At 71.0% G+C, this 18,746-nt stretch carries 14 protein-coding genes; 8 read left to right on the forward strand and 6 right to left on the reverse strand.

Features of this window, described 5'->3' with window-relative positions:
- The first annotated feature begins 9 nt into the window (after nt 1-9).
- The 5 genes from glgX to DEU34_RS08690 all read left to right on the forward strand — a co-directional run bounded on the left by glgX (nt 10) and on the right by DEU34_RS08690 (nt 8,455).
- On the forward strand, nt 10-2,223 hold the full coding sequence (gene glgX, locus DEU34_RS08670) for a glycogen debranching protein GlgX (protein ID WP_183042415.1): 2,214 nt from the start codon (nt 10-12) through the stop codon (nt 2,221-2,223).
- 3 nt (nt 2,224-2,226) lie between these two features.
- Entirely contained in the window at nt 2,227-4,662 is a 2,436-nt protein-coding gene (gene treY, locus DEU34_RS08675) for a malto-oligosyltrehalose synthase (RefSeq protein ID WP_121149826.1), read from the forward strand.
- Entirely contained in the window at nt 4,659-6,395 is a 1,737-nt protein-coding gene (gene treZ / locus DEU34_RS08680; protein WP_121149827.1) for a malto-oligosyltrehalose trehalohydrolase, read from the forward strand. The genes treY and treZ overlap by 4 nt, the downstream gene beginning before the upstream one ends.
- A gap of 138 nt (nt 6,396-6,533) precedes the next feature.
- The gene (locus DEU34_RS08685; protein WP_121149828.1) at nt 6,534-7,577 is read left to right on the forward strand and encodes an isopenicillin N synthase family oxygenase; all 1,044 of its coding nucleotides are present in this window, start codon (nt 6,534-6,536) and stop codon (nt 7,575-7,577) included.
- Between the two features lie 62 nt (nt 7,578-7,639).
- Complete coding sequence (locus DEU34_RS08690; protein WP_121149829.1) at nt 7,640-8,455, forward strand: tryptophan-rich sensory protein; 816 nt, start codon at nt 7,640-7,642, stop codon at nt 8,453-8,455.
- 6 nt (nt 8,456-8,461) lie between these two features.
- Here DEU34_RS08690 and DEU34_RS08695 read toward each other — a convergent pair whose 3' ends face one another.
- Nucleotides 8,462-9,196, reverse strand: a complete 735-nt coding sequence (locus DEU34_RS08695; protein WP_259460091.1) for a glutamine amidotransferase-related protein — start codon at nt 9,194-9,196, stop codon at nt 8,462-8,464.
- A 64-nt stretch (nt 9,197-9,260) separates the two neighbouring features.
- On the reverse strand, nt 9,261-9,983 hold the full coding sequence (locus DEU34_RS08700) for a LysR family substrate-binding domain-containing protein (RefSeq protein WP_121149830.1): 723 nt from the start codon (nt 9,981-9,983) through the stop codon (nt 9,261-9,263).
- 33 nt (nt 9,984-10,016) lie between these two features.
- Between DEU34_RS08700 and DEU34_RS08705 the strand changes: the two genes are divergently transcribed.
- A complete protein-coding gene (locus DEU34_RS08705; protein WP_121149831.1) occupies nt 10,017-10,415 on the forward strand; it encodes a DUF1304 domain-containing protein in 399 nt (132 codons plus the stop codon).
- 17 nt (nt 10,416-10,432) lie between these two features.
- Here DEU34_RS08705 and DEU34_RS08710 read toward each other — a convergent pair whose 3' ends face one another.
- Complete coding sequence (locus DEU34_RS08710; protein ID WP_116647934.1) at nt 10,433-10,840, reverse strand: transferase; 408 nt, start codon at nt 10,838-10,840, stop codon at nt 10,433-10,435.
- A 151-nt stretch (nt 10,841-10,991) separates the two neighbouring features.
- On the opposite strand from DEU34_RS08710, the gene DEU34_RS08715 reads away from it, so the two are divergent.
- Nucleotides 10,992-11,669, forward strand: coding sequence for a YitT family protein (locus DEU34_RS08715; protein ID WP_116647689.1), 678 nt, complete (start codon nt 10,992-10,994; stop codon nt 11,667-11,669).
- 6 nt (nt 11,670-11,675) lie between these two features.
- Here the strand turns inward: DEU34_RS08715 and DEU34_RS08720 are convergent, their stop codons facing one another.
- The 3 genes from DEU34_RS08720 to DEU34_RS08730 form a co-directional block, all read right to left on the reverse strand.
- Nucleotides 11,676-12,452, reverse strand: coding sequence for a DNA-formamidopyrimidine glycosylase family protein (locus DEU34_RS08720; protein ID WP_121149832.1), 777 nt, complete (start codon nt 12,450-12,452; stop codon nt 11,676-11,678).
- Nucleotides 12,445-17,217, reverse strand: coding sequence for an ATP-dependent helicase (locus tag DEU34_RS08725; protein ID WP_121149833.1), 4,773 nt, complete (start codon nt 17,215-17,217; stop codon nt 12,445-12,447). The genes DEU34_RS08720 and DEU34_RS08725 overlap by 8 nt, the downstream gene beginning before the upstream one ends.
- 93 nt (nt 17,218-17,310) lie before the next feature.
- Nucleotides 17,311-18,033: an alpha/beta hydrolase gene (locus DEU34_RS08730; RefSeq protein ID WP_121149834.1), complete on the reverse strand. Its 723-nt coding sequence runs from the start codon at nt 18,031-18,033 to the stop codon at nt 17,311-17,313.
- Nucleotides 18,034-18,122: 89 nt separating this feature from the next.
- Here DEU34_RS08730 and DEU34_RS08735 point away from each other — a divergent pair, with 89 nt between their 5' ends.
- Nucleotides 18,123-18,743, forward strand: coding sequence for an NUDIX hydrolase family protein (locus DEU34_RS08735; RefSeq protein WP_116647693.1), 621 nt, complete (start codon nt 18,123-18,125; stop codon nt 18,741-18,743).
- Nucleotides 18,744-18,746: the final 3 nt, after the last annotated feature.

Consider the following 18,746-nt stretch of genomic DNA (forward strand, 5'->3'; position numbering starts at 1 on the left):
TTTAGCCACGTGCAGCAGGTATGGCCGGGATCCAGTTATCCCCTTGGAGCGACCTTTGACGGCAACGGGACGAACTTCGCCCTGTTCAGCGAAGGGGCGGAACGCGTAGAGCTCTGCCTCTTCGGCGAGCGGGGGCATGAGACCCGCATCGAGCTCGTAGACGTGGACGCGTACGTCTGGCATGCCTACCTGCCGAACGTGCAGCCCGGGCAGCACTACGGATACCGTGTGCACGGCCCGTACGACCCCGCGAACGGCCAGCGGTTCAACCCGAACAAGCTGCTGCTCGACCCCTACGCGAAGGCCGTCGACGGCGACATCCGCTGGGGCCAGTCGGTCTTCTCGTACAACTTCGGCGACCCCGACTCGCGCAACGACGAGGATTCGGCCGCCGACATGATGAAGGGCGTCGTCATCAACCCGTTCTTCGACTGGTCGGGCGACCGCCAGCCGAAGACGCCGTACGCCGAGTCGTTCATCTACGAGGCGCACGTGAAGGGCCTCACCCAGCTCTACGACCTCGTGCCCGAAGAGCTCCGCGGCACCTACAGCGGCATCGCGCACCCCGCCGTGATCGACCACCTCACCAAGCTCGGTGTCACGGCCATCGAACTCATGCCGGTGCACCAGTTCGTCAACGACTCGACCCTTCAGGAGAAGGGGCTGTCGAACTACTGGGGCTACAACACGATCGCGTTCTTCGCACCGCAGAACAGCTACGCATCCGCGGGCCACCACGGACAGCAGGTGCAGGAGTTCAAGGGCATGGTGCGCGCCCTCCACGAGGCGAACATCGAGGTCATCCTCGACGTGGTCTACAACCACACCGCCGAGGGCAACCACATGGGCCCGATGCTGTCGATGCGCGGCATCGACAACGAGGCCTACTACCGTCTCGAAGACGACGACAAGCGGTACTACACCGACTACACCGGTACCGGCAACAGCATGAACGTGGGCAACCCCCACACGCTGCAGCTGATCATGGACTCCCTGCGCTACTGGGTGCTCGACATGCACGTCGACGGGTTCCGCTTCGACCTCGCCTCCACCCTCGCTCGCGAGTTCTACGAGGTCGACAGGCTGTCGGCGTTCTTCGAGCTCGTGCAGCAGGACCCGGTAGTTTCGCAGGTCAAGCTCATCGCCGAGCCCTGGGACATCGGTCCTGGCGGCTACCAGGTGGGCAATTTCCCGCCGCAGTGGACGGAGTGGAACGGCAAGTACCGCGACACGGTGCGCGACTTCTGGCGCGGCGAGCCCCAGGCGCTCGGTGAGTTCGCGTCGCGCCTGACCGGGTCGGCCGACCTGTACGAGCACTCCGGCCGACGGCCGGTCGCGTCCATCAACTTCGTCACGGCGCACGACGGCTTCACGATCCGCGACCTCGTGTCGTACAACGAGAAGCACAACGAGGCCAACGGCGAGGACAACAACGACGGCGAATCCCACAACCGCTCGAACAACCTCGGCGTCGAAGGCCCGACCGAAGATCCCGATGTCCTGACCATGCGCGCCCGCCAGCAGCGCAACTTCATCGCCACGCTCATGCTCTCCCAGGGTGTGCCGATGCTGCTGCACGGCGACGAGCTCGGCCGCACCCAGGGCGGTAACAACAACGGCTACGCGCAGGACAACGAGATCACGTGGGTCGACTGGTCCACCGCCGATCACCCGCTCATCGAGTTCACCGCCGCTCTCGCGCGGTTGCGCAAGGAGCACCCGATCTTCCGTCGTAGCCGCTTCTTCAACGGCCGCCCGGTGAAGATGGAGGAGGGAGCGCCCGTGCCCGACGTGGTGTGGCTGCGCCCCGACGGCTCGGTCATGGAGCCCGACGACTGGGATTCCGGCTTCGGGCGGGCGATCGGGGTCTTCCTCAACGGCCGCGGCATCCGCGAGCGCGACCGTCGCGGCGAGCAGATCACCGACCGGCACTTCATGGTGCTCTTCAACGCCGGCGACGAGTCCGTCGACTTCCAGGTGCCCGACGTGAAGTACAGCCCCGAGTGGGACGTGATGGTCGACACCGCGGGTGAACGGGCCAACACCGATCCCATCGAGCCCGGGTCGATCCTGCCGGTCGCCGCGAAGTCGATCATGGTGCTGTGCGAGCACGATCTGCCCGACCCCGAGGTCGATCACTCGGTCGCGGCGTCGCTCACGGCCAACGCCGCGAGCTCGGGCCCCGACGACCTGCCCGGCAAAGCGCCGAAGACGGAGCTCTGACCGGTGGTCGCGCATCCGCTGTCGACCTACCGCCTGCAGATCCGGAAGGGTTTCGACCTGGATGCTGCGGCCGCCGTCACCGGCTACCTCCGCGATCTGGGGGTGTCGTGGGCGTACCTGTCGCCGATCCTGACGGCGACGCCGGGCTCCGACCACGGCTACGACGTCGTGGACGTCACCCGGATCGATCCCGACCGCGGCGGCGCTGAGGGGCTCGACCGCTTCGCCGCCGCGGCTCGCGCCGACGACCTCGGCATCCTCATCGACATCGTGCCGAACCATATGGGCGTCGCCGAACCGCGCGAGAACCCGTGGTGGTGGGACGTGCTGCGGCAGGGCCGCGCCTCCGATCGCGCCGACGTGTTCGACATCGACTGGGACTTCGGCGACGGGCGCGTACGTGTGCCCGTCCTCGGCTCCTCGCTCGACGAGGTCACCGCGGCGGGCGAACTGAGCGTCGACCTCGAACCCGCCCCCGATGCACCCGACGGAGTGCTCCGCTACTTCGACCACGTGTTCCCGCTGGCCCCGGGTTCGGTGACCGACGTCGAGCGTGCCTCCGGCGACGTCGACGCACGCACCGTGCACGACCGTCAGCACTACGAGCTGCGCTTCTGGAAAGACGAAGCCGCCGAGCTGAACTACCGCCGCTTCTTCGCCGTGACCACCCTCGCCGGTGTGAGGGTCGAGATCCCCGAGGTGTTCGCCGACACCCACGCCGAGATCCTGCGCTGGATCTCCGAAGGACTCGCGGACGGTCTGCGGGTCGATCACCCCGACGGACTGCTCGATCCGGGTGGCTACCTCGAGCAGCTCGGCGCGGCACTGCGGTCCACGGGCCGCGGCTCCTACGTGCTGATCGAGAAGATCCTCGAGCACGGCGAGTTGCTCCCGTCGTGGTGGGAGACCGATGGCACGACCGGGTACGACGCGCTGGCCGAGTTCGGCCGTGTGCTCGTCGACCCCGACGGCCAGGCGCCCCTCGACGCCCTCGACGTGCGGCTGCGCACCGAGACCGGAACGCTCCCCGCCCAGGACTGGCACGACCTCATCCACGACACCAAGCGGATGATCACCGAGACGATACAGATCGCCGAGATCCGCCGGCTCGTCCGCGGCCTCCGCCCGGCCGCGCCCGATGTCGCCTCGGACTTCACCGACGAGGTGCTGCACGACGCGCTCGCCGAACTGCTCGTCTGCTTCCCGGTCTATCGCTCCTACCTCCCCGCGGGTCGGGAGGAGCTCGACCGTGCGGCGGTGGAGGCATCCGACCGTCGTCCCGAGCTCTTCGACGCGATCGCCGCGCTCGTACCGGTGCTCGCCGATCCCGCGCACGAGGTGTCGCGACGGTTCCAGCAGACCACCGGGCCCGTCATGGCCAAGGGCGTGGAAGACACCGCGTTCTACCGCTACAACCGGCTCGGTGCCCTCACCGAGGTCGGCGGGGATCCGTCGGAGTTCGCCCTCCCCGTCGCCGAGTTCCACATCGCGCAGGCGGCGCGGCAGGCGTCGTGGCCTCGCGCCATGACCGCGCTGTCGACGCACGACACGAAGCGCGGCGAGGATGTGCGCGCTCGCCTCACCGTGCTCGCCGAGATGCCCGATCGGTGGGAAGCGGCGCTCGAGGAGTTCCGCGGGATCGCCTCGACCGGCCACGGGCCGTTCGACACCCTCCTCTGGCAGGCGATCGTCGGCGCGTGGCCGACGGCCTCCGCCCCGCTCCCCGAGGACTTCGCCGAGCGCCTCCACGCCTACGCCGAGAAGGCCGCGCGCGAAGCCGCCGACGCCACCGGGTGGTGGGAGCCGAACGAGGCGTTCGAGAAGCGCATGCACGCGCTCGTCGACGCCGCCACCGGCGCAGCCGCACCGCGCGTGGCGGCCTTCGTCGCCGAGATCGAGGCATTCGGATGGACGAACTCGCTGTCGCAGAAGCTGCTGCAGCTCGCCGGCCCCGGCGTCCCCGACGTGTACCAGGGGTCGGAGTCGTGGGAGCAGTCGCTCGTCGACCCCGACAACCGCCGCCCGATCGACTTCGACGTGCGACGGGCCACGCTCGCGGCCGTCGACGCCGGCTTCGCGCGCGGTGACCTGCCCCCGGTCGACGCGACGGGGGATGCCAAGGTGCTCGTCACCTCGCGGGCCCTGCGCACACGGCGCGATCGCCCCGAGCTGTTCTCGGGGTACGTGCCGGTCACGGTGGTCGGCGAGGCCGCCGCGCACGCGATCGCCTTCGACCGCGGCGGGGCGCTCGCCATCGCCACGCGCCTGCCGGTCGGCCTCGAGGAGCGCGGCGGATGGGGCGACACGGTGCTGCTGCGCCGCCCCGGCACGTCGGTCGACGTGTTCACCGGTCGACGGTACGAGGGATCGGAGATCCTCGTCGCCGACCTCCTCGCGACCTACCCCGTTGCCCTGCTCGTCTCGGAGGAAGAATCATGACGATCGACGTCTGGGCGCCGAAGGCGCGACGCGTCCGACTGCGCCGGCCCGGCCAGGAGTCCGACCTCGACCTCGCCATCCGTGACGGCGGCTGGTGGAGCGCCGACATCGCGCTCGCCGACGGCGAGGAGTACGGGTTCGTGCTCGACGCGTCCGACGACCTGCGGCCCGACCCCCGATCGCGTCGTCAGCCGCGCGGGGTGCACGACGCATCCGCCTTCTTCGACCCGTCGGCGCACGAGTGGCAGGACTCCGCATGGACCGGCCGTCCGCTCGCGGGCGGCGTGATCTACGAGCTCCACCTCGGGACCTTCACCCCGGAGGGGACGCTGGATGCTGCGGTGGGGAAGCTCGACCACCTCGTCGACCTCGGCGTCACCCACGTCGAGCTGCTGCCGGTGAACGGCTTCAACGGCGTCTGGAACTGGGGCTACGACGGTGTGCTCTGGTACACGGTGCACGAGGCCTACGGCGGGCCTGCCGCCTACCAGCGGTTCGTCGACGCGGCGCACGCCGCGGGTCTCGCCGTGATCCAGGACGTCGTCTACAACCACCTAGGTCCGAGCGGGAACTACCTTCCCGAATACGGTCCGTACCTCCGCGAGGGCAGCCGCAACACGTGGGGCGACTCGGTGAACCTCGACGAGGACGCCGTCCGCGACTACATCGTCGACAACGCGCTGATGTGGCTGCGGGACTACCACGTCGACGGCCTGCGCCTCGACGCCGTGCACGCCCTCCACGACGAGCGACCCGTGCACATCCTGCAGGAGCTCGCCGAAGCATCCGACGCCCTCTCGGCCCACCTTCAGCGTCCGCTGACCCTCATCGCAGAGTCGGACCTCAACGACCCGACGCTGATCCTTCCGCGCGAAGCGGGCGGCTACGGCCTCACGGCGCAGTGGTCCGATGATTGGCACCACGCCGTGCACGTCGCCGTCAGCGGCGAGACGGTCGGCTACTACGAGGACTTCGCCGAGCTCGGCGCGTTCGGCAAGGTCACGACCGAGGGCTTCTTCCACAACGGCACGTTCTCGTCGTTCCGCGGGGAGGACCATGGCTTCCCCATCCCCGACGCCGTGCCGACGTGGCGTCTGGTGACGTTCGCCCAGGACCACGACCAGATCGGCAACCGCGCGGCCGGCGACCGGCTCTCGCAGACCCTGTCGTACGGGCGACTCGCGGTCACCGCGGTGCTGACGCTCACCGCTCCCGGTACGCCGATGCTGTTCATGGGCGAGGAGTGGGGCGCCACCACGCCGTGGCAGTTCTTCACCTCGCACCCCGAGCCCGAGCTCGGTGAAGCGACGGCCAAGGGGCGCATCGAGGAGTTCGCGAAGATGGGGTGGGACCCGGAGGCCGTGCCCGACCCGCAGGACCCCGCGACCTTCGAGCGGTCGAAGCTCGACTGGAGCGAAGCGTCGGAGGGCGATCACGCCCGTCTGCTCCAGCTCTACCGCGACCTCGCGCACCTGCGGCGGGAGCTCCCGGAGCTCACCGATCCGACGTTCGCCGACCGTGCGGCCGGAGCGACCGAGGCGCCGGGCGGTCGGGTGTACGGCCTGTGGTCGGGGGCCGTCGCCGTGCTCGCCAACCTGTCGGCCGAGCCCGCGGTCTTCGATGTCGACTCCGACGTCGTCGTGCTGCTCGCCACCGATGCGGGGGTCTCGCTCGACGCGGGGCGCGTCACGCTCCCGGCCGAGACGGCGGTGATCGTCGGTCCCGCGCTCTGAGACGTAACGCGGAGGAAACGCGCATCGGGTACGGTGAGCGCGACGCTCATGAAAGCAGAGCACCCGTCCGGGTGCGGAAAGCGTGAAGCGGCTGCCTGACCCGGCCGCCGATCGGCGGCCTCCGACAGAGGAGTTGCCATGACCTTCCACGTTCCACTCGTCGACATCGCGCCGTACGTCGGCGACGGTCCCCCCGAGGCCCGAGCCGAGGTGGCGCGCCGTATCGACGACGCGTGCCGCACGGTCGGCTTCATCCAGATCACCGGCCACGGCATCCCCGAGGCGGTGATCGAGGGGTTGACCGGGGCTGTCGACGCGTTCTTCGCGCTGGACCTCGACGAGAAGAAGCGGTACCGCACCCCGCCGCAGATCAACCGCGGTTACAGCCCGCCGAAGTCCGAATCGCTCAGCCTCTCGCTGGGGGTCGAGTCGGCCAACCGCATGAACGACTTCTTCGAGGCCTTCAACGTCGGAGCCACGCAGGAGAGCTACCCCGGCTCGCCCGATCTCCCGCAGCCCGACTACGCCGACAACGTCTGGCCCGACGTCGACGGGTTCGAAGCCGGGGTCTCGACGTACTTCGACGAAGCCGCTCGCGTCGCGCGCGTCATGACGCGCATCTTCGCCGACGCGCTGGACCTGCCCGCCGACTTCTTCGCCGCCCGCACCGGCCATTCCCTCGACGTGATGCGGATGAACAACTACGCGCTGCCGCCCGGCACCGACGTGACCCTGGACGGCGACCTCGTCGGGATGGGGGAGCACACCGACTACGGGATCGTCACGATCCTGTGGGCGGATCGCGTACGCGGACTGCAGGTGCTCGGATCGGACGGATCCTGGAACGACGTGGCGCCGGCGGACGGCGCCCTTCTCATCAACCTGGGCGACGTCACGGCGCGCTGGACGAACGAGCGCTGGATGTCGACGCTGCATCGGGTGAAGCCGCCCGTGATCGACGGCACGATCGAGCGACGCCGGTCGGTGGCGTTCTTCCACGACGGCGACGTGGACGCTCTGATCGAGACGCTTCCGTCATGCATCGATGCGCAGCATCCCGACCTGTACGACCCCGTCACCGTGGGAGACCACATCGCCGCCAAGCTCGCCGGTTCTCGGGCGGGCGTGAGCAACGCCGCCGCGGAGCGAGAATCGGCGCGCGTGCTCGCCAGCCGGCGCTGAGACGAGGTCGGCGGGCTGTCAACCTGTTGCCGAGAAGTCGCTAGATTATCTAGTGTTCTTCCATGAGCACCGTGACGATCCGTCAGTCCGCCGACCTCGTGCGACAGATCGCGGTGATCTCCGCCATCACGTTCATGCTCATCGCCGCGATGGTCGGTGTCGGCCTGTTCGGCGGCACCGCCGTGCAGGACCTGCAGGGCGGTGCGCTCGATTCGGATGCGTCGTACCTGGCTCCGGCGTCGAGCGCGTTCTCGATCTGGTCGGTCATCTACATCGGTCTGATCGCCTACGCGATCTGGCAGGCGCTGCCCGGCCAGCGGACGAACGACCGCCAGCGCGCCCTGGGCTGGCTCGTGGCCGTCACGGCGGTGCTGAACGGCGTCTGGCTCGTCGTCGCCCAGTACGCCACGCTGCCCCTGACGGTCGTCGCGATCGTCGCGCTGCTGGTGGCGTTGGCCGTCACTTTCCGGCGGGCGGTGCTCACTCGCAGCCGTGGCGACGGCGTGATCGACGCCATCCTCCTCGACGGAGTCACCGGCCTGCACCTCGGGTGGGTGACGGTGGCGACCGTCGCGAACACGGCGGCGCTGCTCAGCCAGACGGGGCCGGAGTCGTGGGCGACGGCCGCCGATGTTCTCGGCGTCGTCGTGCTGATCGTCGTCGGGGCCATCGGGCTCGGTATCGCCCGTGCGAGCACGTGGCGTGTGACGCCGACCCTCGCGATCGGCTGGGGAGTGTTCTGGCTGGGCATCGGCCGCCTGGCGGGTGAGCCGGCCAGCACCGTCATCGGGGTGACCGCCATGATCGTCGCGGCGATCGTGGTGATCGTGCCGCTCGTCGTCGCCGGTCTGCGTCTGATCCGCCCGACGACCGACTGAGCCGCCTCAGGCGGCGAAACGGTCGGCGAATGCTTCGAGCAGGCGCGGCGGTTCGGTGACCGATGCCCGCAGCACGCGCGCCGCGATGACGTCGTAGTCCTTCGCGGGGAAGTAGCCGCCGTCGCGGTAGACCGCCATCCGCTCGGTGAACGCGCGGGGGGTCGACTCGGGGTGGAACTGCGTCGCGTAGAGGCGCTCGCCGACGCGATAGGCCTGCACGGGGCACCCGTCGTTCGTCGCCAGGAGCACGGCGCCCGGGGGCACGTCGGCGGCTCCTTCCTTGTGCGCGGTGAGGGCGGCGAAGCGCAGAGCCAGGTCGCCCAGCAGTGCGTCGGTGCGGCCGTCGGCGGTCAGTTCGATCTCGGTGGCGCCGGTGGGCTCCGGGTGTTCGCGGGTCACCGAGCCTCCGAGCAGACGCGTGACGATGCCGATGCCGTAGCAGGTGAACAGCGCCGCCGTACGCGACTCGGCGGCCGCCGCGGCGATCTTCTCCAGGTCGGATTCGAGCCGCAGCTGAGCCTCGGACTTCGCTGACGCGGGGTCGGTGACGTTGAACGGGCTTCCGCCGACGACGAACCCGCTGAACCGCTCGAAGGCGTCGGCCGGCAGCGCCTCGCGCACGAGGTCGTGGCGCGCGAGGGCCTCGGGGCCCAGCCGCATGCCCGAGAGGAACGACGCGTACTCGGCGTCGGCCGCATCACGCTGCGGCCGGGCCGAGACGTAGAGCAGCGGGGCGGGCACCCGGGAAGTCTAGAGCGGATGCTGCGGGTCGATGACCGGGCTTGTCATGCGGCGAAAAGAACGCTCACCGTGAGGAATTCGCCGTGCGTCCGCGGACGATGCCGACGAACGCATCGACGTCGGCGGTGGTCGCCTCGCGGGGCCACGCGAGGGCGACGGTCGAGACAGGTGCGTCGCGCACGGGCCGGGCGGCGACGTCTTTGCGTGCGTGCAGGCGCGCCAACGACATCGGCACGAGCACGACACCGATGCCCGCGGCGATCGTTTCCACGGCCTCCGCGGTCGCGGCCGGGGGAGCGAAGGCGGGCGCGACCGCCCCGGGCACCGAGGCGGAGAGAACGTCGTCCCCGGGCACGATGACGATCTCCCCGGCGAGGTCGGCCAGTTCGAGTTCGTCCGCCGCCGTGAGGTGCGAGTCGGCCGACACGATCACGACCGGAACCTCGTCGTAGAGCCTCACGATGTGGAGGTCGTCGTCATCGAGAGGGAGGCGCACGAGCGCGGCGTCGACGCGGCGCTCGCGGAGGGCGTCGTGCTGGTCGGCCACCGCGAGGGGGAGGAGGGCGAGCTCGACCCGCGGCATCCGTTCCCGCCACGCCGAGATCCACTTGCCCGGCGTCGTTCCGGGGACGAGCCCGAGGGTGAAGGTGCGCGGGGGCTCCTGCGTCACGGGGACGGGCGGTTTCTTCTTCGGCGCGACGGTCTTCCTCGCGCCGGCGGCCTTCTTCACCCCGGACGCTGCCCTCCGGGGAGCCGGACGGCGGCGCGACCCACCGTTGCCTGCCATGACGACAGCGTAGCCGGGCGCTATGGTTCGATCATGCTCGCCATCGTCGCAACCGTGTTCGCAGCGCTCGCAGCGCTCCTGCACGTCTACATCTTCGTCCTCGAGAGCGTGCAGTGGCAGCGCCCTCGCGTGTGGCAGCGTTTCGGCGTCGCGAACCAGCAGGACGCCGACACCACGAGACCGATGGCCTACAACCAGGGGTTCTACAACCTGTTCCTGGCCATCGGCGCGATGATCGGCATCGTGCTGTTCTGGGTAGACGGTTCGGGCACCGTGGCAGACGTGGCCGGACGCACGCTGGCGCTGTTCAGCCTCGGCTCGATGGTCGCCGCGTCCCTCGTGCTGGTGACGTCGGGGCGGAAGTACCTCGCGCCCGCTCTGACTCAGGGCACGCTGCCTCTGATCGGGTTCGTCTTCTTCCTGCTCGCCTGAGCCGGTCGGCCTCGCCGTCAGGCGGCGAGGTGCAGCCCGCGCGGGTCGGTGGCCACGGCGTCGCCGTCGGCGATGTTCTCGTCGTCGCGGATGAGGGAGCCCACCGCGACGCGCGCGTTCGTGCCGACGTGCGCACGCACGCCGATCTTCGCCTTGGCGCCGATGGCCGCGCCCGAACCGATGTGTGCGTGCGGGGCGATGCGAGCCTCCGGCCCGATCACCGCGTCGCTCTCGATCCACGCGCCGCGCCCGACTTCGGCGCCCGCGGCGATCTGCACGCCCGGTTCGACGTACGCGCCAGCTTCGACCACCGCGGTCGGGTGCACCTTGGCGCCGTTCGCGATGAGTCCTCGGCCGTTGGTGTGCTTGCGGTAGCGCAGCGTCTCACCACGGTCGTTCTCGATGTCGATGTAGTTTTTGCCCACGATCCCCTCCGGCGGCACCGTCGGTGCCGACAATGACTGCAACGGCACCTTCTCGATATTCATTCCCCCGCATGTTCTCTTCGGAGCCGCTACCGCGCCGGATGTCTCGACGTCGAGATGAGACGATGGAGGCTCCTACCCGGAGACCGTGATGAACGCTGCCGACACCACCCCCGACGACGCGCCCGATGCCGATCCGCCCTCGACCACCCCGACGCTCGTCTTCGACGATCGCGCGACGGCCCACAGCATCCCCGAAGACGTCCTCGGGCTCCTCACCGGCACATTCACGGCGGCCTTCGGCCTGTACCTCCTCGCCTCGAGCGATGCGGTCACCGGCGGAACGGCGGGCCTCGCCCTGCTCGTGACCTACGCGTCGCCGTTGCCGTTCTGGCTCGTCTATGCGCTGGTCAATCTGCCCTTCGCCGCGCTGGCGCTGTGGAAGAAGGGGCTGAGCTTCACGATCCGCACCGTGGTCTCGATCGCCCTGGTCTCGGGTTTCACCGTGCTGGATGCGGCGATGCTCCCCATCGATCGGGTCGAGCCGGTCTTCGGGGTGCTCGCCGGGAACCTCTTCGCCGGCGTGGGCCTGCTGATCCTGTTCCGCCATCGCGCCAGCCTCGGCGGGATCAACATCATCGCGCTCATCGTGCAGGACAAGACCGGGTTCCGCGCCGGATGGACGCAGATGGTGTTCGACGTGGCGATCATCGCGGTGTCGTTCGCGCTGCTCCCCTGGGAGGTCGTGCTGCTCAGCGCCGGCGGCGCGGTGGTGCTGAACCTGGTGCTCGCGATGAACCACCGGCCCGGTCGGTACATCGGGCACTGACCCGCCTCATCCCGCCTGGCACCTCGGGCACCAGAACACGTTGCGCTCGCTCGTGGCGTTCGCGCCCAGAGACCCGCCCCGCACCAGCGTGCCGCAGCGACGGCATGCCTTCCCGTCGCGGCCGTACACCCAGAACCGGCGTCCGGGCCGGGTATCGCCGGTGAAGGTGCGCTCGGGGCGCGGCAGGTTGGCGCGGATCATCCGCGCGCCCAGATCGATGAGGGCGGCGACGTCGATCTCGGTGGCGGGTGTCGTGGGCGCGATGCCGCGCACGAACAGCATCTCGTTGGCGTAGACATTGCCGAAGCCGGCGACGTTGCGCTGGTCGAGAAGGGCGACGTGGGCCGCGCGCGAGTCGGCGCTGACGCGCCGCACCGCCTCGACGGCGTCCCAATCGTCGGCCAGGGGATCGGGGCCGAGGTGCCCGACGATGCGGTGCTCGTCGTCGGTGCGCAGCACCTCGACCATCGCCAGGTCGAAGCCGACCGTCTCCCAACGGGCGTTGCCGACGATCGCGCGAGCCGTGTACGCCGGGCGCCGCCAACGTCCGCCTACCGGGTAGACGTCCCACCGGCCCTCCATCTTGAGGTGCGAATGAAGGGTGTAGCCGCCGATGCGTTCGAGCAGGTGCTTGCCGCGGGGGATGACGCTGTGCACGGTCTCGCCGCGAAGATCGGCTGTGGCGCTGCCCGGCACGCGGATGTCGAACCGGGTCACGACCGTGCCCGTGAGCGCCTCGGCGAGCTTCGAAGCCGCCCGGTGCACGGTGTCGCCCTCAGGCACGCGTCGCCTCTCGCAGCGCGTCGCCGGCGGTCACGCGGCGGAGCGTGAGGCCCCGCGGCGACTCGACGAAGCCGGCGTCGCGCAGTGCCCGCCCAACGGCCGTCCCGTAGACGAAGGCGCCGTTGACCTGCTCGACCGTGAGGGTGTCGAGCCGCCGTGCCTTCGCCGTGCCCGCCAGGTCGCGGGTCGCGGCCTGCAGCACGGCCTCGTCGTCGGTGAAGGCGAGGGCCGTGCGCCCGCCGCGCTCGAGGTACAGCACGAGCGCGCCGTCGACGAGCACGACGATGCCGCCGGCCTTCCGGCCGGGTCGGTGGCTGATCCCGTCGAGAGCGGGCCACGCGAGGGCGGCCCCGTAGGGGTTGGCGGGGTCGGTCGCGGCGAGGGTGACCGCGCGCAGCGGCGCGGGGTCGGGGAGGGCGGCGAACTCGCGCAGCCGGTCGACCGTCGCGGAGGCGGCGAACTGCGCGGCGCCGAGCTTCTCGATGACGTACCCGCGACGGCAGTGCCCGGCCTCCTCGAAGCCCGCGAGCACGCGGTAGACCTGCGCGAACCCGCCCGGCACGCCCTCCGCCTGCACCGCGCCACGGGTGACGACGCCGTAGCGGTCGAGCAGCAGGCTGCCCGTGGCCGTCGCCCGCACGGCGGGGTCGGCCTCGCGGCCGGGCAGCAGAGACCACCGACCGCCCAGTGCGGGAGGACGCGGCGGTGCCGACGGACGCGGGATGGATGCGCCGCGGTACATCCGCGCGCGCGGGGCCTTCCGTGCCACCCGATGGGCCTGCCCGCCGCCACCCACGAGGGTGCGGATCGGAGCGAAGGTGTCGTTCGTGACGCGCCCCGCCCACGTCAGCGACCACAGCGCATCGACGATCAACTGCTCGTTGTCGGCGCCCGCCGCCTGCCGCAACTGGGCGGCAAAATAGGCGCCACCGCCGGTGAGGGCCTCGATCACCCGTGCCTCGAGCGAATCGGCGGCGACGTCCTCCTCGGGCTCGGCGAGGGTGAGGGCGGCGGCATCAGCGGGGTGCAGTGCGACCCACCCGTCGCGCCCGGGCAGCGTGCCCGTGCCCGACCAGACGACTTCGCCGGTCGCCGTCAGCTCGTCGAGCATGGCGGGGGTGTAGTCGCGCACCCGCGACGGCAGGATGAGCGACTCCCACGCGCTGGCCGGGATCGGCACGCCCGCGAGCTGTTCGACGACCGCCGCCACCCCGTCGATCCCTTCGAGCGGGCGCTGCAGGTGCTGCCAGACGGGGAGGAACCGTGCGTATGCCGACGACGGCACCGGCTCGACGCTTCCGCGGATCGCCGCGAGCGAGCGCATCCGGAGTCGTCGCAACACTTCGGTGTCGCACCACTCGGTCTCGTCGCCGCGCCCGTCCCCGCCGCCGGACTCGGACGAGGGCAGGAAGAAGCCGCTCGACACGCGCCCCTGCGACTCGAGGCGTTGGAGCGTGTGCCGGGCGACCGCGATGCCGACGCCCAGCCGGCGGGCGACGGCGTCGGCGGTGAACGGACCGTGGGTGCGCGCGTGGCGGGCGACGAGGTCGCCGAGAGGGTCGGGCATCGGCTCGAGGAAGGCGTTCGGGAGTCCGACCGGGAGCGCCGCACCGAGGGCATCGCGCAGGCGCGCGGCGTCTTCGATCGCGGCCACCCTCGCCTCCCCGGCGATCGTCACGCGGATCGCGCGGCGCTCGTCGACGAGAGCGTCGAGGTGGGCGGATGCTTCGGCCGCCGTGGCGGGAGGCGCCGAGGTGTCGTCGTCGGTCGTCGCCGGCGCGTCGGCGGACGCGAGCCGCAGGGCCACCTCGTCGGCGCCCAGCGGTCCGAGGATGCGGATGAGGTCGGCGACCCCCTCGACCCCGCGGGCGCGGCGCTCGGGGTCGAGCCGCTGCGCCTCGCGTTCGAACTGCGCGATGACGTCGGGATCGAGGAGCTCGCGCATCTCGACGCGGCCCAGCAGTTCGCTCAGCAGCGCCGGGTCGACCGAGAGCGCGGCGGCTCGGCGCTCGGCGAGAGGGGAGTCGCCCTCGTACATGAACGCGCCGACGTAGCCGAAGAGCAGGTCGCGGGCGTAGGGCGACGGCTGCGAGGTGGTGATCTCGACCAGCCGTATGCGCCGGTCGGCGATGCTGCGCGAGATGCGCAGCAGCGCCGGGAGGTCGTAGACGTCTTGCAGCACCTCGCGGAGGGTCTCGAGGATGATCGGGAACGTCGGATGCCGACGGGCGACCTCGAGAAGCTGCGCCGAGCGCTGACGCTGCTGCCACAGCGGCGAGCGACGGTTGGGGTTGATGCGGGGGAGCAGCAGCGCGCGCGCCGCGCACTCGCGGAAGCGGGAGGCGAACAACGCCGAGCCCCCGACCTCGTCGGTGACGATCTGCTCGAGCTCGGCTGCGTCGAAGACGAAGAGCTCGGCGCCCGGCGGCTCGGCCGTCGCGTCGGGGATGCGCGCGATGATGCCGTCGTCGCTCGCCACGGCGGATCCTTCGACGCCGAGCCGCTCACGGATGCGGGCGTTGACCGCCAGCGCCCAGGGTGAGTGCACCTGCATGCCGTACGGGGAGTGCAGGATCACGCGCCAGTCGCCGACCTCGTCTCGGCTGCGCTCGACCGTGAGCGTCTTGTCGGTCGGCAGTGTGCCGGTCGCCTCGCGCTGTTCGGCGATGTAGGCGAGGAGGTTGGTGATCGCGTTGTCGTCGAGACCCGATTCGCGCAGCCGCGCCTCGGCCTTCGCATGCTCGGCGGCCGAGACCTCCCGCGAGAAGGTGCCGAGGGCCTCGCCGAGCTCGGCGGGGCGGCCGATGCCGTCGCCGTGCCAGAACGGGAGCTTCCCGGGCTGGCCGAAAGCGGGCAGCACGTTGACGCGATCGTGCGTGATCTCGACGATGCGCCAGCTGGTGGTGCCCAGGGTGAACACGTCGTTCACACGCGACTCGTAGACCATCTCCTCGTCGAGCTCGCCGACGCGGGCATTCTGCGACTCGCCCGCGATGAACACGCCGAACAGACCGCGGTCGGGGATCGTGCCGCCGCTGGTCACCGCGATGCGCTGCGCCCCGGGGCGCCCGGTGAGGGTGCCCGCGTCGCGGTCCCAGACGACGCGCGGACGCAGCTCGGCGAACTCGTCGGACGGGTAGCGGCCGGCGAGCAGGTCGAGGGTCGCCTCGTACGCCGAGCGGGGGAGCGAACGGAACGGCGCGCTGCGTTTGACGGTCTCGAACCACTCCTCGACGTCGATCGCGCCCAGCGCGCACGCGGCGACGGTCTGCTGCGCAAGGATGTCGAGCGGATTCTGCGGCACCGAGATCGCCTCGATCTGGCCCGCCAGCATGCGTTCCGTCACGACCGCGGTGTGGAGCACGTCGCTGCGGTGCTTCGGGAAGAGGGCGGCGCGACTGACCTCGCCGACCTGGTGCCCCGCGCGTCCGATGCGCTGCAGCCCCGAGGCCGCGCTCGGCGGCGCCTCGACCTGGATCACGAGATCGACCGCGCCCATGTCGATGCCCAGCTCGAGGCTGCTGGTCGCGACGACGCAGCGCAGCACCCCCGACTTCAGCTCGTCTTCGACCTGGGCGCGCTGCTCTTTCGACACCGAACCGTGGTGCGCCTTGGCGAGCACGGGATCGGCGCCGGCCGACGAACCGGCCTGCGCCATGGTGGCGGCGGGCACCGCGGGGTCGGGCAGGTCGAGGCCCAGTCTTTCGGCGTAGATCTCGTTGAGCCGACCCGTCAGCCGCTCGGCGAGACGGCGGGAGTTGGAGAACACGATGGTCGAGCGGTGCTTCAGGATGCGGTCGACGATCGCCTCTTCGACGTGGGGCCACACCGACCCGGTGACCTCGGTGTTCTCGCTCGGCGACCCCTCGGCGAACCAGTCCTCCCCGCCCGGCGCGGGCGCGTCGGAGCCGGGGGGCGGCGGCGGGTTCATCATGTCGTCGACGGGGACGACGACCGACAGGTCGAAGGCCTTGGTGGCGCGCGGCGCGACGATGTCGACGGGCGCGGCGCCGCCGAGGAAGCGGGCCACCTCGTCGATCGGGCGCACGGTGGCCGAGAGCCCGATGCGCTGGGCGGGCGCGACGTCGGGGTCGTAGGTGCGCCGCAGCGCGTCGAGGCGTTCGAGGCTCACGGCGAGGTGGGCGCCGCGCTTGGTGGCCGCGACGGCGTGCACCTCGTCGATGATGACCGTGTGCACCCCGCGGAGGGTGTCGCCCGCCTGGCTGGTGAGCATCAGGTACAGCGACTCGGGGGTCGTGATGAGGATGTCGGGCGGATCGGAGACGAGCTTGCGGCGATCGCTCGACGTCGTGTCGCCCGAGCGCACCCCGACGGTGACGGCCGGGGCCTCGAGGCCCAGCCGTCGGGCGGACTGCCCGATGCCCACGAGCGGGGAGCGGAGGTTGCGCTCGACGTCGACGCCCAGCGCCTTCAGCGGCGAGATGTAGAGCACACGGGTGCGGGGTTCGGCGGGCGTCTTCGCATCGCGCGCGGTCGACGCGCCGCGGCGTCGGCCGTTCGACGTGGCCGCGGCATCGGTCTTCTTCTCGCGCCGGTCGGCCGCGACGCGGTCGCGGAACACCCGGTCGATCGCCCAGAGGAAGGCCGACAGCGTCTTTCCCGATCCGGTCGGGGCGACCACGAGCGCGCTCCGTCCCGCGGAGATGGCCTCCCACGCGCCGGTCTGGGCGCTCGTGGGCGCGGGGAAAGCACCCCGGAACCAGTCTTGCGTCGCGGGGCTGAAACGCTCGAGCACGTCGCTCATCCGTCCATCTTCTCCCGCCCCTCCGACATCGGCTCGGGCTTGACGGCTCCGACGCCCGGGGGAGGCGGCGGCGACTGACCCCGTCTCCCGACGTCAGCCGAGCGGATGCTGCGGCGCACCCCCTTCGTCGGGGTGCGACATCGGCTCCGCACCCGCGCCCGGACCCGCGGCATCCGCCAGCCTTCTGACGAGGAACCCGTGCACGTCGTCGAGCTCGGGGCCGGAGACGCCGTGGGTGAGTCCCGGGTAGACCCGGCCGCTGAGGTCGGAGTGCCGGGGGAGCCAGTCGATCGTGTGATCGACGAGAGCACCCGGTATGACGTCGTCGCGCGTGCCCCGCCCCCAGAAGACGGGCGGTCGCCGCTCGGCGAGGGCGGCGTCACCGGCCAGCTCGCCCGGTGAGGCGTAGCCGGAGAGGTTGACGGCGAAGGCGAACCGGTCGGGCGCGACCCGCAGCGCCTGCAGTGACACCGCACCGCCCTGCGAGAAGCCGAGGAGCCCCACGATCGCGGCGTCCGTCGACGCGTCGACCCACTCGATCAGCCGCTCGGCCGCGGCGGTCACGTCTGCGGAGTCGCGACCGTTCAGCCCCTCGATCGGGTACCACGAGAACCCGGGCGCGGGAAAAGGCGGGGTGAGTGGGGCGCGCACCGCGGCGACCACGAACTCGGGCGGCAGGTGCGCGGCGAGGGCGAACAGGTCGGCCTCGTCGGCGCCGTAGCCGTGCAGCACGACCAGCAGCGGGCGGTCGGAGCGCTCGGCCGGTTCGGCGGACCAGAGCACGACGGACGGGTCGAGAGGCGCGATCTCGCTCATGGCTCCAGTGTCGCAGGACGCACCGACATCCGCTTCGACGACGGAGCGCGCCCTCGGCGGATGCGCGCCGGTGTTGATATACAAGGAGCATGCCCGTGCGCACCCCCGACCCCGAACCCGACGACAGCGGCGACGAGAGCCCCCGCGATCCGCTGGGGTCGACGTTCGGGACGCCGTCGACGCAGAGCAACGGAAACCCCGGGTGGTTGAGCGACATCGAGCTCACCGAGGCGCGCCGACGGCTGCCGATGATCTACGTCGAAGCCCTCCCCGTGCGCACCGACGGCATGGGTACGGTCGTGCAGGTCGGCATCCTCCTGCGCGCGACCCCGATCGGCGAGATGACCCGCACGCTCGTGTCGGGCCGCATCCGCTACGGCGAGACCGTGCGCGACGCGCTCTTCCGCCACCTCGAGAACGACCTCGGACCGATGGCCTTCCCCCTGCTGCCGCCCTCGCCGACGCCCTTCACGGTCGCCGAGTACTTCCCGATGCCGGGGCTCAGCCCCTTCCACGACGATCGGCAGCACGCCGTCTCGCTCGCATTCGTCGTGCCCGTGACCGGCACGTGCGAGCCGCGTCAGGACGCCCTCGAGGTCACCTGGCTCTCGCCGGAGGAAGCGGCATCCGATGCCCTCGCCGACGAGATGGAGGGCGGGCGTGGAACGCTGATCCGCCTGGCCCTGGCGAGCGTGGGTGCCCTGCGCTGACCC

Origin of the sequence: Microbacterium sp. AG1240 (assembly GCF_003635115.1) — a bacterium.
Taxonomy (GTDB): domain Bacteria; phylum Actinomycetota; class Actinomycetes; order Actinomycetales; family Microbacteriaceae; genus Microbacterium.

Coding starts and splice junctions, on each gene's coding strand:
- DEU34_RS08705 (WP_121149831.1), top strand. CDS start 10,017: ATGCTCGCCATCGTCGCAACCGTGTTCGCAGCGCTCGCAGCGCTCCTG.
- treZ (WP_121149827.1), top strand. CDS start 4,659: ATGACGATCGACGTCTGGGCGCCGAAGGCGCGACGCGTCCGACTGCGC.
- DEU34_RS08730 (WP_121149834.1), bottom strand. CDS start 18,033: ATGAGCGAGATCGCGCCTCTCGACCCGTCCGTCGTGCTCTGGTCCGCC.
- DEU34_RS08715 (WP_116647689.1), top strand. CDS start 10,992: ATGAACGCTGCCGACACCACCCCCGACGACGCGCCCGATGCCGATCCG.
- DEU34_RS08735 (WP_116647693.1), top strand. CDS start 18,123: ATGCCCGTGCGCACCCCCGACCCCGAACCCGACGACAGCGGCGACGAG.
- DEU34_RS08690 (WP_121149829.1), top strand. CDS start 7,640: ATGAGCACCGTGACGATCCGTCAGTCCGCCGACCTCGTGCGACAGATC.
- DEU34_RS08700 (WP_121149830.1), bottom strand. CDS start 9,983: ATGGCAGGCAACGGTGGGTCGCGCCGCCGTCCGGCTCCCCGGAGGGCA.
- DEU34_RS08685 (WP_121149828.1), top strand. CDS start 6,534: ATGACCTTCCACGTTCCACTCGTCGACATCGCGCCGTACGTCGGCGAC.
- DEU34_RS08725 (WP_121149833.1), bottom strand. CDS start 17,217: ATGAGCGACGTGCTCGAGCGTTTCAGCCCCGCGACGCAAGACTGGTTC.